Origin of the sequence: Streptomyces sp. NPDC057010 (assembly GCF_042673805.1) — a bacterium.
GTDB lineage: Bacteria > Actinomycetota > Actinomycetes > Streptomycetales > Streptomycetaceae > Streptomyces.
In genome coordinates, this window is the sequence record NZ_JBHUSC010000004.1 from 35,248 (window position 1) to 47,841 (window position 12,594).

General features: G+C 72.5%; 13 protein-coding genes and 1 pseudogene. 5 read left to right on the top strand and 9 right to left on the bottom strand.

Going from position 1 to position 12,594, the window contains the following annotated elements; all coding sequences use genetic code 11:
* Position 1: 1 nt before the first annotated feature.
* From ACFTXQ_RS06060 to ACFTXQ_RS06080, 5 genes and pseudogenes are all read right to left on the bottom strand, one after another.
* Entirely contained in the window at positions 2-1,201 is a 1,200-nt protein-coding gene (locus ACFTXQ_RS06060; protein WP_382636331.1) for an AAA family ATPase, read from the bottom strand.
* Positions 1,198-2,871, bottom strand: a complete 1,674-nt coding sequence (locus ACFTXQ_RS06065; protein ID WP_382636332.1) for an ankyrin repeat domain-containing protein — start codon at positions 2,869-2,871, stop codon at positions 1,198-1,200. Before ACFTXQ_RS06065 ends, ACFTXQ_RS06060 begins: the two co-directional genes overlap by 4 nt.
* Positions 2,868-4,004, bottom strand: a complete 1,137-nt coding sequence (locus tag ACFTXQ_RS06070) for a gala protein (RefSeq protein WP_382636333.1) — start codon at positions 4,002-4,004, stop codon at positions 2,868-2,870. The genes ACFTXQ_RS06065 and ACFTXQ_RS06070 overlap by 4 nt, the downstream gene beginning before the upstream one ends.
* Positions 4,005-4,077: 73 nt before the next feature.
* A pseudogene (locus ACFTXQ_RS06075) lies at positions 4,078-4,150 on the bottom strand.
* 114 nt (positions 4,151-4,264) lie between these two features.
* Positions 4,265-5,179: a LysR family transcriptional regulator gene (locus tag ACFTXQ_RS06080; protein ID WP_382636335.1), complete on the bottom strand. Its 915-nt coding sequence runs from the start codon at positions 5,177-5,179 to the stop codon at positions 4,265-4,267.
* A 119-nt stretch (positions 5,180-5,298) separates the two neighbouring features.
* Here ACFTXQ_RS06080 and ACFTXQ_RS06085 point away from each other — a divergent pair, with 119 nt between their 5' ends.
* Complete coding sequence (locus ACFTXQ_RS06085) at positions 5,299-6,432, top strand: alkene reductase (RefSeq protein WP_382636336.1); 1,134 nt, start codon at positions 5,299-5,301, stop codon at positions 6,430-6,432.
* A 5-nt stretch (positions 6,433-6,437) separates the two neighbouring features.
* Here the strand turns inward: ACFTXQ_RS06085 and ACFTXQ_RS06090 are convergent, their stop codons facing one another.
* The gene (locus ACFTXQ_RS06090; protein ID WP_382636338.1) at positions 6,438-6,875 is read right to left on the bottom strand and encodes a hypothetical protein; all 438 of its coding nucleotides are present in this window, start codon (positions 6,873-6,875) and stop codon (positions 6,438-6,440) included.
* Positions 6,876-7,108: 233 nt separating this feature from the next.
* Between ACFTXQ_RS06090 and ACFTXQ_RS06095 the strand changes: the two genes are divergently transcribed.
* Positions 7,109-7,474, top strand: coding sequence for a hypothetical protein (locus tag ACFTXQ_RS06095; protein WP_382636340.1), 366 nt, complete (start codon positions 7,109-7,111; stop codon positions 7,472-7,474).
* Between the two features lie 72 nt (positions 7,475-7,546).
* Here ACFTXQ_RS06095 and ACFTXQ_RS06100 read toward each other — a convergent pair whose 3' ends face one another.
* Positions 7,547-8,095: a YcxB family protein gene (locus ACFTXQ_RS06100; protein ID WP_382636341.1), complete on the bottom strand. Its 549-nt coding sequence runs from the start codon at positions 8,093-8,095 to the stop codon at positions 7,547-7,549.
* Between the two features lie 225 nt (positions 8,096-8,320).
* On the opposite strand from ACFTXQ_RS06100, the gene ACFTXQ_RS06105 reads away from it, so the two are divergent.
* Both ACFTXQ_RS06105 and ACFTXQ_RS06110 read left to right on the top strand, forming a co-directional pair.
* Entirely contained in the window at positions 8,321-8,656 is a 336-nt protein-coding gene (locus ACFTXQ_RS06105; protein WP_382636342.1) for a hypothetical protein, read from the top strand.
* Positions 8,657-8,700: 44 nt separating this feature from the next.
* Positions 8,701-9,321 carry a hypothetical protein gene (locus tag ACFTXQ_RS06110; RefSeq protein ID WP_382636344.1) on the top strand — a complete coding sequence of 207 codons (621 nt, stop codon included), beginning with the start codon at positions 8,701-8,703 and terminating at the stop codon, positions 9,319-9,321.
* Here the strand turns inward: ACFTXQ_RS06110 and leuA are convergent.
* The gene (gene leuA, locus ACFTXQ_RS06115) at positions 9,318-11,123 is read right to left on the bottom strand and encodes a 2-isopropylmalate synthase (RefSeq protein WP_382636345.1); all 1,806 of its coding nucleotides are present in this window, start codon (positions 11,121-11,123) and stop codon (positions 9,318-9,320) included. The two genes, ACFTXQ_RS06110 and leuA, sit on opposite strands and share 4 nt — an antisense overlap.
* A gap of 174 nt (positions 11,124-11,297) precedes the next feature.
* Between leuA and ACFTXQ_RS06120 the strand changes: the two genes are divergently transcribed.
* Complete coding sequence (locus ACFTXQ_RS06120) at positions 11,298-11,987, top strand: FadR/GntR family transcriptional regulator (RefSeq protein ID WP_382636347.1); 690 nt, start codon at positions 11,298-11,300, stop codon at positions 11,985-11,987.
* A gap of 42 nt (positions 11,988-12,029) precedes the next feature.
* Here the strand turns inward: ACFTXQ_RS06120 and ACFTXQ_RS06125 are convergent, their stop codons facing one another.
* A complete protein-coding gene (locus tag ACFTXQ_RS06125) occupies positions 12,030-12,569 on the bottom strand; it encodes a hypothetical protein (protein ID WP_382636349.1) in 540 nt (179 codons plus the stop codon).
* Positions 12,570-12,594: the final 25 nt, after the last annotated feature.

The window sequence follows — 12,594 nt, forward strand, 5'->3', positions numbered from 1 at the left end:
CTCAGTCGCCGCCCGGCAGGGAGCCGGACAGCTGGAGCAGTTCCACGAAGGCGTCGATGCCCGCGGGCACCGGCCAGTCGAGGTCGCGCATCGCGGCGAGGTCGGCGGCGGCGCGGGCGGCGACGTCGGGCACGCCCGCGTCCACGGCCTTGGCCAGGACCGCCCAGCCCGCCTCCCAGCGGGGGCGGGTGAGTTCGCTCTGCACGGCGGCGACCACGGCGATGAGGAAGGCCAGTTGCCGGTCGCCGCGCTCGGGCAGGGCGAAGGCGTCCGGGTCGGCCAGCACCCGGTCCGGGTCGGGCAGGTCGAGGTGCTCCAGGTACGAGAGCAGTTCGATGCCGGCGGCTTCGCCCACGGCGCCGGTGAGCGCGGCGGCCAGCGCCTCCCGGCCCGTCGAGGCCGCGTACCCGGTGGCCAGCAGCCGCAGGGCCATCTCCCAGGTGCGCGGGGAGGGCCAGCCGCGGCCCCGCCCGGCCGCCTCGGCCGGCATGTGGTGGACCAGGCCCGGCCGGGCGGTGAGGAAGCCGGAGACCGCGCCGCGGGCCCGGGCGACCGCCCCGGAGGCCTTGGCGGGATCGACGGCCGGGATCGCCACCTCGGGCCAGGTGCCGGCCATGCCGCGGGCCACGGTGCGCGGGTTGTGCGTCCAGTCGAGGTGCACGAAGCGGTTGGCGAGCGGCGGGCTGAGGTGCCAGCCGTCCGCGGCGCTGGCGGGCGGATTGGCCGCGGCGACGATCCGTACCGCCGCCGGGAGTTCGAGGCTGCCGACGCGGCGTTCCAGGACCACGCGCAGCAGGGCCGCCTGCACGGCCGGCGGGGCGGACGACAGCTCGTCGAAGAACAGCAGCCCGTGGCCGGTGCGGGCGAGGCGCACCGCCCAGTCCGGCGGGGCCATGGGGACACCGGTGGTCGCGGGGTCCTCGCCGACGATGGGCAGGCCCGCGAAGTCGGAGGGCTCGTGGACGCTGGCGATGACGGTCTCCAGCCGGACGCCGAGCGCGGCGGCGAGCTGCTCCATGCCGGCGGACTTGCCGATGCCGGGCTCGCCCCACAGCAGCACGGGCTGATTGGCCGTCACCGCCAGGGCCAGTGCCTCCAGTTGGGGATTGGTGGCGGGCTCGGTGCGGGTGGCACTCAGCCGGGCACCCAGGGCGTCGGCGGCGGCCAGGGCGCGGGCGGGCTGCGGCCGGGTTGCGCTCATGCGTCCTCGTCCTCGTCGTCCTCGTCGTCCTCGCGGTACTCCATGTGCTCGTCGAACCAGTCCGCGCCGATGTCGGGGAACTCCTCGTCGACGCGCTCCCGCAGGAAGGCGAGGTCGGTGCGCTTGTAGCGGCGGATCTCCTGGGACAGCGACAGTTCCATCTCGTCGATGACGTCGATCCGGGCGCCGGCCGCCAGCAGGGCCCGGACCAGGTCCGCCGAACCGCCCCAGTGCACCGCGGAGAGCAGCGGGGTGCGCTCCGCCTTGTCCCGCGCCTCCAGGTCGAGTCCGGCCGCCAGCAGTCGCGGCAGCAGTACCTCGTGGTCGAGCAGGTGGAGCGCGTGCAGCAGCCCGCGGCCGCGGGCGTCCCGGACCCGGGGGTCCACGCCCGCGTCCAGCAGCGCCGTCACACCGGGGGTGTCGCCGTGCTGGGCGCGCAGGAAGAGATCGTGCCGCTGGGCCCTGAGGGCGCGGGGCAGCCGCCCCTCGCCCGTGGTCCAGGTCTGCTGCACGGCGAAGCACCCCGAGACCGCACCGCCGAAGGCCCGCATGGCGCGCTCCCGTTGCTGCTCCTCCGGGGTGTGCGGGACGTCGAGCACGCCGCCTCGCGAGCGCACCTCGTGCCAGCCGCCGCGGCAGCGCACCCGTACGGGCCCTCCCGTGTCGGGGCCGGGCGGGCCGACGGCCGGGCCCGCGTCGGGGAACAGCGCGGCGGCCACCAGCGGGTGCAGTTCGCGCGGGGTGATCCGGCCGGACCGTACGAGTTCGAGGTCGGGGAGCCGCTGCCAGGCGTACCGGGGCAGGGGCGGGACGGCGAGCGCCTCGGCCTGTTCGATGATGCGGGCCCGCAGCCCGCCGGGACCGGCGTGTTCCAGCAGGAGGTAGGAGCGCCAGCTGGCGGAGATCCGGTACCGGTCCGCCGCGCCGGCCGCCACGAGCCGGGCCACCTCCGGTACGAGCCGGCTCAGGTCGATCGGCATCCGTCCGAGAAGGGCCTCCGGGTCCGCCGGACGTTCGTACGGCTGCGGTGTGGGGACCGTCAGGTCGCACTCGATGCCCGCCGCCGCGTAGGCCTCGACCGTGTGTCCGCCGGCCCGCAGGGCGGCGATCCGCTCGGCCAGGCCGTCCGGGTCGGCGAAGCGCGCGCCCAGCTCGGACGCGCACCGGGCGTCCCAGAACGGCCGGGCCGCGGTCCAGTCCTCCGAGACGAAGCCGTGTCCCGTGTACACGTTCCACTTCTTGGCGACGACCGGCGCGCAGTGCAGGCGCAGCCGCTGCGGGCCTTCCGTCATGAGGGGCGTGGTGACCGACAGGGTCGGCCCGCCGGGGCCGCCGTACGAGGCGAGCAGGATCCTCAGGTCCGGGGCGATGGTGGTGCGCCCGCCCAGGAGCCGCGGCAGGTGCCAGCGCAGCAGCTCCGGGGCGAGGTGCCGCAGGTCCTCGGCGACGGCCTCGGCGACGGCCGCGCCGTAGCGGGCTTCGAGCTCGGGCAGCTCGAAGCCGACGTCCACGGCGGCGGTCGCGCAGGCCGCCCGCCAGTCACCGGCCAGCCGGTGCGCGGTGGCCTGCTCGATCATCCAGCCGGGCACGGCGTAGCGGCGGATGCGCTGCCATGCCGGGCCGTCCTCCCGCCTGAAGCCGCCGTGCAGTTCGGCGTTCTCCAGGCTCACCGGTACACGCTGCCGATGGCGCGGACGTCCGGGTGGGCGGCCCGGGCGGGGCGGAGCCGTTCGGTGAAGGAGCGCTTCACGCGGCGGGGCAGGCCGGGGCCCAGGCCGACGTACTCCAGGGGGCTGTCGGCGGGCACCGCGGCGAGCAGGCTCTTCGCGCCGCGTCCGGTGAGGCCGGTGTGGCGCAGCTCCAGACGGCGCAGGGGGCTGCCGGGGAGGGCGGCGGCCAGGGCGTACGCGCCCTCGTCGCCGGGGTGGTTGCCGGGCGCTCCGAGGCTGCGCTCGGACATGGTCCGGCCGAGGTCGAGGGCTTCGATGCCGCCGAGGGACGCGGCCAGGGAGCGCGCTCCGGCGGCGCCGATGCCGTTGCCGCCGAGCCCGAGGCGTACCGGGTGCGCGGAGGCGGCCGCCGCGGCGGCGAGGGTCGTGGCGCCCTCGTCGCCGAGGTGGTTGGCCGGGACGTACAGCTCGCGGACCCCGGCGTCCCGGATCAGGGAGGCGAGCAGCGGGGCGGCGTCGGGCCCGAGGCCGTTGCCGCCGAGGAAGAGCCGTTCGAGGGGCTGCGCGCGGTCCCGCAGGGCGTCGAGCAGGAGGCGTACGCCGTCGGCGCCGATCCCGGTGTTGACCAGGTCGAGGGTGCGCAGGGTGGTGTTGCGGCGCAGCAGCGCCGCCAGGATGCGGGCGCCGTCCCCGAAGAGCGGGTTGCGCTTGAGCCAGAGGGCGCGGACGGTGGTGTCGTCGGCGAGGGCGCCGGCGAGGGCGCTCACCCCGTCGGGGCCGATCCGGTTGCAGCCGAGGTAGAGGGTGTGCAGCCCGTGACCGCCGGCAAGGACACCGGCCAGGGTGTGGGCGCCGGTGTCGCCGATGGCGTTGGTGCCGAGGAGCAGGTGGGTGGCGTGCGCGGAGGCGGCCGCGGCCGGCAGCAGCCGGGCCGCGCCGGCCGGGCCGAGTCCCTGCTTGCAGAGGTCGACGCGGCCGTCGGCGCGCAGGGTGCCGAGCGGGAAGGCCTCGTCGGTCTCGACGGGGCGGTCCGCGGCGAGCCGGGCGAGCAGCGGGTCGAGGCCGGCCGGATCGGCCGGCGGCATGTCGGGGTGCTCGATCGCGGGGCACCGTACGGGTGTCGGCTGTGTCATCACCACTCCACCGGTTTCTTCGCCGGTGCCCGGCGTCCATCACGACTTGAGACGAGAACTGCGGAAGTAGACGCAAGACCGGTCGGATTCGAACCGACGTCCTCCAGCTCGATGCGTGGGCGCGACGACCTCTGCGCTACGGCCTTGCTGCCGGGGATCATACCTATCCGGCGGCCGAAAATCGATCACCAGTTTGGGGTGCTGATTCCCAACCGTCCTGATCGGTCGACCAGTTGTCGTCCGTGCGGGTTTGCCCGTCCTCAGGGTGTTTCCGGGTGGCTTGACGCATCGATGCCGCCGACCTCGCAGACCGTTTCGACGAAGGCCCGTACGCGTGCGTTCCCACCGGATGTCGGCCACAGGAACCGGTACTCGACGGGCGGGGCGTCCCGGAACGGCACCCACGCCACGTCGGGCCGGCTGTGGAAGCGCTCCGCGGCCCGGCTCGCCGGGGTGACGCCCTTGCCCAGGCCGACCAGGTTCACCACCTCCGTCCAGTACGTCGTGGGCTGGCCGTGCGGGATCGGTCTGCCCGATGGAGTGCGACGCGGGTAGTGGTAGTCCAGCCAGTACTGCGGGACGGCCCCGGCCATGGCGAGCAGCGTCGTGTCCGCGAGGTCCTCCAGCGACACGCAGGCACGCCCCGCGAACGGATGCCCGACGGGCACCATGAGCGCCCGGGGCTCGCGGAGTACGACGGGCCCGACCGTGAGATCGGGCTCCCGCACCGGGTGCTCGCTGACCTGTACCTGGACCTGACCGTTCCTGATCGGCCCGAACGGGTCGAAGAGCTGCACCTCCTGGATCTCGACGGCGCAGTCCGGATAGCGCGAGCGGAAGGTGTCGGTGGCCTTCAGGAGGAGCTCGGCGACCATGGCGCTGGAGTAACCGACGTGCAACGTACCGGTGATGCCCCGCCCCATGGCGACCGCGCGGTCGACGGCGCGCTGCAGCTGCCGCCGTACGGGGATCAGGTCTTCCCGCAACTGCCGCCCGGTCGGCGTCAGGGCGACGCGCCGACTGGTCCGCTCGAACAGCGGTACGCCGATGCGGCGCTCCAGTTTCTTGATGGTCTGGCTGACCCGCCCCTGGGCCAGGCCGAGCCGTTCGGCCGTACGTCTGAAGTGCAACTCCTCGGCCAGCGTCAGGAATGCTTCGATCTCGTGGCGCTCCACGGCCGTCCCCCATCGGTGAGTCTGAGTCACCGATCGTAGAAGATCTTGCTCTTGTTCGGCCGGGCCACGCATCCGAGAGTGGAGCCGCCCCCCAGACGTTTCCGAGGCTCATGCCCTCCATGCCCTACACGAGGACAAACACCACTGTGACGACCGTTTTCGACCCTGCCGGACTCGGCGCCCTGCACCTGCCCAACCGGCTGGTGATGGCCCCGATGACCCGCAACCGTGCCACCGCGGACGGCGTCCCGACGCCCGTCATGGCCACGTACTACGCCCAGCGCGCCTCCGCCGGACTGATCATCGCCGAGGCCTCCACGCCGAACGCGGTCGGTCAGACGTACCCGAACATCACCGCGATCCACAACGACGCGCACGTCGCGGGGTGGCGGCGCGTGACCGAGGCGGTCGGCGCCGCGGGTGGCCGCATGTTCCTGCAGCTGCAGCACGGGGGCCGCGTCGGCCACCCCGACAACAGCGGCATGACGCCCCTCGCGCCCTCACCGGTCCCGCTGCCCGAGACGATCTACACATCCACCGGGCACCAACCCGCTGTCGTTCCACGGGAGATGACCTCCGACGACATCCGCACCACCGTGTCCGACTTCGCCGCCGCGGCCCGCAGGGCCGTCGACGCCGGTTTCGCCGGAGTGGAGGTGCACGGCGGCAACGGCTACCTCCTGCACCAGTTCCTGGCATCGGGCACCAACCGTCGCACCGACGGCTACGGCGGCACGGTGGCCGGGCGCATCCAGTTCGTGCGGGAGGTCGTGGAGGCCGTCTGCGACGCCGTCGGGCCCGGACGGGTGGGGCTGCGCATCGCCCCCGGCGTCACGGCCAACTCCATGCTGGAGGACGACACCGAGGCCGTCTACCAGGCGCTGGTCGACTCGCTCTCCGAGGCCGGTCTCGCCTACCTGCACGTGGTGTTCGCCGATCCGGACCAGCCCCTGTTCCAGCACATCCGCAAGCACTGGCCGGCCCCGCTGATCGCGAACCCGTCGCTGCCGTGGCCGGGCCCGCTGCCCGCGGACGGCGGCAGGCGCGAGGCCGAGCGGCTCCTGGCCGCGGGAGCGGACCTCGTCTCCCTGGGCCGCGCCTTCCTGGCCAACCCCGACCTCGTCGAGCGGCTGCGCACCGGCGCCCCGCTCAACCCCATCCGCGACCGGTACCTGATGTACGTGGGCGGTGAGACCGGATACACCGACTATCCGTACCTCGGTGCCGAGGGTGCCGAGGGCGCGGGGCAGTAGCCGTATCAGCTGGTGGTGAGGGCGCGGATGGCGGTGTTCTGGGAGTACGCGAGCAGGCCGATCGTGGTCGCACCCATGGCGAGGGCGAACAGGGCGTGGCCGAGGGTGGAGGTGACGGCCAGGCCCAGGGCGTTCATGGCGAAGTGGCTGCCGACGCGCAGGGCGATGAGCGCGAAGGCGATCCTGCGGGTTTCCTTGCCGCGCCACAGTGCCTTGGCCAGCTTGAGGCGCTTGCGCATCATGGTCAGCGAGACGGTGATGTTCACGGCCAGCAGGACCAGCAGTACGGGCCACGCCGTGGGGAAGGCGTTGAGGATGTCGAAGGCGGCTGCGAGGACGCCTTCGAAGGCGAAGAACCAGACCGGAAGCCGATAGTCCGCGGGTGCCAGGACCCTGGTGTCGATCGCTTCGGCCTGCGCCGTTTTCCTGCTCAGGATGTTCATGCTGCCCCCGTGGTCGGTGTGGTGATCACAGTCTGCTCGGCGGAGACGCGCGGGGGGCAGAGCCGCGGATCACGTGTGCCGTATGACAGGTGTCATGTGCCAGCCAACTGTCGCAGGGATATGCCCAAAAGGTGACTTTCTGCAGCCTGATGCGGTCGGATAGCAATGACGCGGCGCCTGGCACGGCCTGCCGACGGTCGGCGGCGATCCCAGCGTGCCGAGAGGAATGATCCGTGATCCGCACCCGTTACGCCGCCGCTCTGGCCACCATGGCCGTCACCGCCCTCGCGGTCACCGCGAGCCCCGCCTCGGCGGCACCCGGCGACACGCTCACCATGTGCTCCAGCACGCTCACCCCCGACGGCTGGGTGGACGTGCAGTGGTGGAACAGCGGCGGGTGCGGCTCCGGCTTCACGCCCAACACCAAGCAGATCAAGGACCTCAGGGGCTACCCGGTCGGCACCCAGGTCAACGCCTGCGCCTCCACCTGGCCGCCCGCCGGCTGGACCATCACCAGCACGTACTACTCGAGCGGCTGTCGCTACTCCGCCGTCCCCAGCTTCAACCCCAACACCTGGACGCTGAAGCGCACCTCCTAACCTCGGCTCGGGCGCCGTAGTCGACCTGGACCACCGACTGCGGCGCGGTCGGCGGGCCCGCGGCCGGTCCGCTCAGATGCGCCGCAGGTGCCGGGTGAACAGGGCGCGGGTCCGGTCGAGGTCCTCGGGGCCGGCCGCACCGCGCTTGGGCAGTACGAACATGTACTCCATGCTGCCGGTGAGGACGAACAGCTCGGGTGTCTCGAACCACCAGGGGTAGGAGCTCCACTCAGCGGTGTCCGTCTGTCCGGATGTGCCGGTGGTGGTCAGTCCGTCCTCGCCGACCGTGGTGAGACAGGCGCCGTGCTCCGCGTGGGTGGCGTACTGACCCCGCGCCCGGCGCCTGCGGAGCCACTGGCGCACGACGGGCACCACGACGGCGCAGATCGTGCCCATGACGATGACGTCCGTCTGGTCGAAGTGGAACTTCCACGCCCTGACGGCGAACGCGGCGGCCGCGGCCGCGTAGAGGAGCGGCAGGTGGCGGGTGCGCCCGGGCCAGGAGTGGAGGGTGTAGCGCCACAGGGCCTTGTCGTAGTCCGCGGCGGTGGGGGTGTACTCGAACCGCGCAGTGCGGACCGGGGCCGGGTTTTCGGCCGGTCTGGCTTGATCCATGCTCATGACAGCGGAGAGTACGACACCCTCTCCACCGGCCGGCAACCACCTCCGCGGGGGCCCGGGGCGCCACCCTGAAAGGAATCTCAGGAATCTCCCCATGTCCTGACATACCGATATAGGTTTGGTGCCGGTGCATTCACGTCACCGGCCGCTGCCGGCGTCGAGGCGCGGTCTACCGAAACTTCCGCCGCTCGCAGCGGGCGGGTGCGTAAAGGGTTCCAGAAACTGATGCGTGCAAACGTGCGTGCCGCCGTCATCGCCGTGGGCGCCGCGATGGCGGTCTCCTTCCCGGCGGCGAGCGCCCTCGCTACTCCCGATGGCGGCGAGGTGTCCGCGATCAAGGCCGGCTTCGAAGGGGGTGCGGAGCCGCACCAGGACGTCGCCGTGATGGTGGGAGGGGTCGGCGTGGCCTTCGCCGGCGCCGCCGGTCTCGGTCTCGTCGTGCTGCGCCGCCGTTTGCGCGCGTTGTCCTGCCCCCCTCGCGTGGGCCGGTCGGGGGTGCCCGGTGCGGCACACGAGGTAGCTGTTTGGCGCATCGGTGAGCGGAGCGGTCACTCCGGGTAGCCAGTGTGGCGATCCGTACGCGCCGACCGCAAGGAGCAGCACCGATGAGCTCGACGACCGCTTCCCGTCTCCGTACCGCTGTCCGCACGGCAGCCCCCGCCGTGGCCGCACTCACCCTGACGATGGCCTTCGCGAGCCCCGCTTCCGCGAGCCCCGCCCTGGTGTCGATCGTCAACGGCCGGCTCACTTTCACCGCCCTGCCCGGCGAAACCAACACCGTCACCTTCGACACCTTCAGCGCGGGAACCCTGCTGGTCACCGACACGACGAGCAACCTCACCGCGGGCCAGGGCTGCTCGGGGAGCGGCCATACGGTGCTCTGCGATGGCGAGGGCGTGACCCGGATCGTCGCCAACCTCGGCGACCGGAACGACACGGCGCAAAACGACACCGACCTCCCGAGCGAACTCAACGGCGGGCTGGGCAACGACATCCTCGTCGGCGGCGGCGGCCCCGACCGGCTCATCGACCTCGACGGCTGGAACGGCCCGACCCTGATCACGGTGACCATGATCGGCCGGGGCGGCAACGACGTCATCGTGAGCCGTAACGGCGGCTTCGACCGGATCGACTGCGGCTCCGGCTTCGACGTTCTGGCTGCCGACCGGGCCTCCCGTGACTTCCTCGTCACGCCCAACACCTGCGAGATCGTCCAGCGCTTCTAACCCGTCGGACGGGTCACGCGGTTGACGGCGGCGAGGACGGCCTGCACCGACGCGGAGAGGATCGAGGTGTCCCATCCGGCGCCCCAGCAGGTGACGCCGTCCACCCGGCACCGGGCATAGGCGACGGCGGGGCTGCCGGGGCCGGCGGCCGTGGAGTGCTCGGCGTAGTTGAGGATGTCGACGGCGATCCCCCCGCTGCCCAGGGCGTCCGCGAAGGCCGACAGCGGCCCGTTACCGGTACCCACCAGCTCGCGCTCGCCGCCCGCGCCGGCCCGGGAGTCCAGGGTGCAGACGAACTCGTGGACTCCCGGAGCCGTTTGGCCGGTCCGCCAGGCGGTCAGGGCGTGCGGTCCGTCCTGGGCGGGCGCGATGTACGTACGGTGGAAGAGCTCCCACAGATCCTTGTGCGAGAGCTCCCGCCCGTCGGCATCCGTGATCCGCTGCACCGTGCCTGAGAAGTCCGGGCGCATCGGCTTGGGGAGGTCCAGGCCGTGGTGCACCTGCATCAGGTGCGCGATGCCGCCCTTTCCGGACTGCGAGTTGATGCGGATGACCGCCTCGTAGGTCCGGCCGAGGTCGCCCGGGTCGACGGGCAGGTACGGCACCTCCCACGGCGCACGCCCCACCGGTACGCCCAAATGGCGGGCGCGCTCGGCGTGGTGGGCCATGCCCTTGGAGATGGCGTCCTGGTGCGTACCGGAGAAGGCCGTGTGGGCGAGTTCGCCGCCGTAGGGATGGCGGGGATGCACGGGCAGCCTGGTGCATTCCTCCACCACGTCGCGTACGGCGTCGATGTCGGAGAAGTCGACCATCGGGTTCACGCCCTGGGCGTAGAGGTTGAGGGCCAGGGTGACCAGGTCGACGTTGCCGGTCCGCTCGCCGTTGCCGAACAGGCAGCCCTCCACCCGCTGGGCGCCGGCCAGGACGGCCAGTTCGGCGCAGGCGACGCCGGTACCGCGGTCGTTGTGCGGGTGCACGGAGAGGATGACGGCGTCGCGGCGGGCCAGGTGGCGGTCCATGTACTCGATCTGGTCGGCGTACACGTTCGGGGTCGCGATCTCCACCGTCGCGGGCAGGTTGTGCACGACCGGACGGTCGGGGCTCGCCTCCCACAGGTCCGTCAGGCCGTTGCAGACCTCCAGGACGAAGTCCGGCTCGGTGAGGTTGAAGACCTCGGGGGAGAACTCGAACCGGATGCCGGCGCCGGGCCGCTCCTCGGCGCGCCGCATCAGGTACGTCGCGGCCTCGCGGATGAGCGCGTGCACCTCCTCCCGGGTGCGGCCCAGGACGACGTCGCGCCAGGTGGGCGCGGTGGCCGTGTACAGGTGGACGAGCGTACGGGGCAGGCCCTCGATGGAGGCGAGGGTCCGGTCGATGAGGTCGTGCCGGGCCGCGGTGAAGACCGAGACCGTCACGTCGTCCGGGACCGCGTCGCTCTGCGCGAGGTGACGTACGAAGTCGAAGTCGGTCTGGCTGGCCGACGGGTAGCCGACCTCGATCTCCTTGAACCCCATGGTGCACAGCAGCTCGAACATCCGGAGCTTGCGGGCGATGTCCATGGGCTCGGCCAGGGCCTGGTTGCCGTCCCGCAGGTCGACGGGCACCCACAGTGGGGCCCGGGTCAACTGCCGGGACGGCCAGGTTCGGTCCTGCAGGGGCAGCGGCACTCGCTCGTGGGCGGACCGGTAGCGGTCGTGCGGCATCCGGCTCGGCCGCTGGGGGTTCCAGGCCGGTGCGCCGTCGGGCACGGCGCCGGACGGCGTGCGCAGGGTGGGGTACGGGGTGGGCTGCGGGGATCGCATGGCGGGGTGAACTTCCTTCGGTCGACCTACGGTTGACCGGCACGGCCGAGCCCCGCTGCGGGGAGCCGGTCAGATGCGGGCCCCGCAGCGGCAGCCGAGGAGGAGGCCACGCAGCGTCATGAGCGGTAAACTAACAACAACTCAGCTCCTCAGACAACCTGATTGGTGAACAACATGCCCCTCAGTGCCCTTCGCCCCAGCCCGCTCGTGGAACAGGCCACTGAGCACCTGCGGGACCAGATCACCGGGGGCCACTGGCCGGTCGGCACCAAACTCCCCGCCGAGACGGCGCTGGCGAAGGCGCTCGGCATCGGGCGCTCCACGGTGCGGGAGGCCCTGCGTGCACTGGCGGGGGCCGGCCTGGTGCAGGCCCGGCAGGGGGCGGGCGTGTTCGTGATCGCCACCGAGCCGGCCGAGGACTGGCCCACACGGATGCGGCGGGCGGCCATCAGCGACATCTACGAGGTCCGGATGCTGATCGAGGTGGAGGCGGCGCAGCTGGCCGCGCGGCGCCGCACGGACGACGACCTCCTCCTCATCGGCGCGGCCCTGGACCGCCGCCGCGAGGCCGCGGCCGGGAGCACGACCGGTTTCGTCGACGCGGACATCGCGCTGCACGCGGCCGTCGTGGCGGCGGCCCACAACCCCGTCCTCACGAGCTTGTTCGGCGAGTTCGTTCCGGCACTGCAGCAGGCGCTGATCGACCTCGTCGACCTCCTGGGCCTGCGCGATGAGGACCCGAACCACGGCGACGCCGGCCACACCGCCCTCGTGGACGCCATCGCCGCGTCGAACGCCGAGGCGGCGGGCGACGTCCTGCGCGACGAACTCCACCAAACCCTCGCCCGCCTGCGCTCCACCTGACCCCGGGCGCCACTCGACCCGACGCGCTTCCCGGCACTCCGGCTACAGGCTGAGCACGTACCACTGCTTCGCGAACCGGCCGTACAGGTACAGCCTCGGCCCTCGGCCGACCGGGCGCCCGTATCCCGTCAGTGGTGATCCGTTGGGCATGGTGAGAACGGCCTCCTCGACCACGACGGCTTCGCCATCGGTCAGGCCGCAGTAGTGCAGTCGGTCCCGTCGGCCGGAATCACGCGGACCGCCGCCGAGGAAGAGGATCCGGTTCCCCTGGACCGCCAGGCCGAGAGGCGAACCCACGGGGTTCTTCCACGCACGGCTCCGCCCGTCGGCCTGCGTTTCGAGGAGCGGGAAATCGGGCCAGTAGACCGCCCAGGCCGCCGATTCGGCAACGTTGAGGGCGTAGACGGTGTCGATGTGCGGAACGCCCCGGGGCGGGCGGTACTCCCACAGGTGGTTGCCCCCGCTGTCCCATCGGGCCAGGCCGGCGGCGCTGATGGGGTCGACGTAGACCCCTTCGTCGTAGTAGGCACTCCACAGGTTGTGCCGACGGTCCGCCATCATGAACTCCACCGCGGTACCCATGGCGAAACGCTGCCGCGGTCGGCCG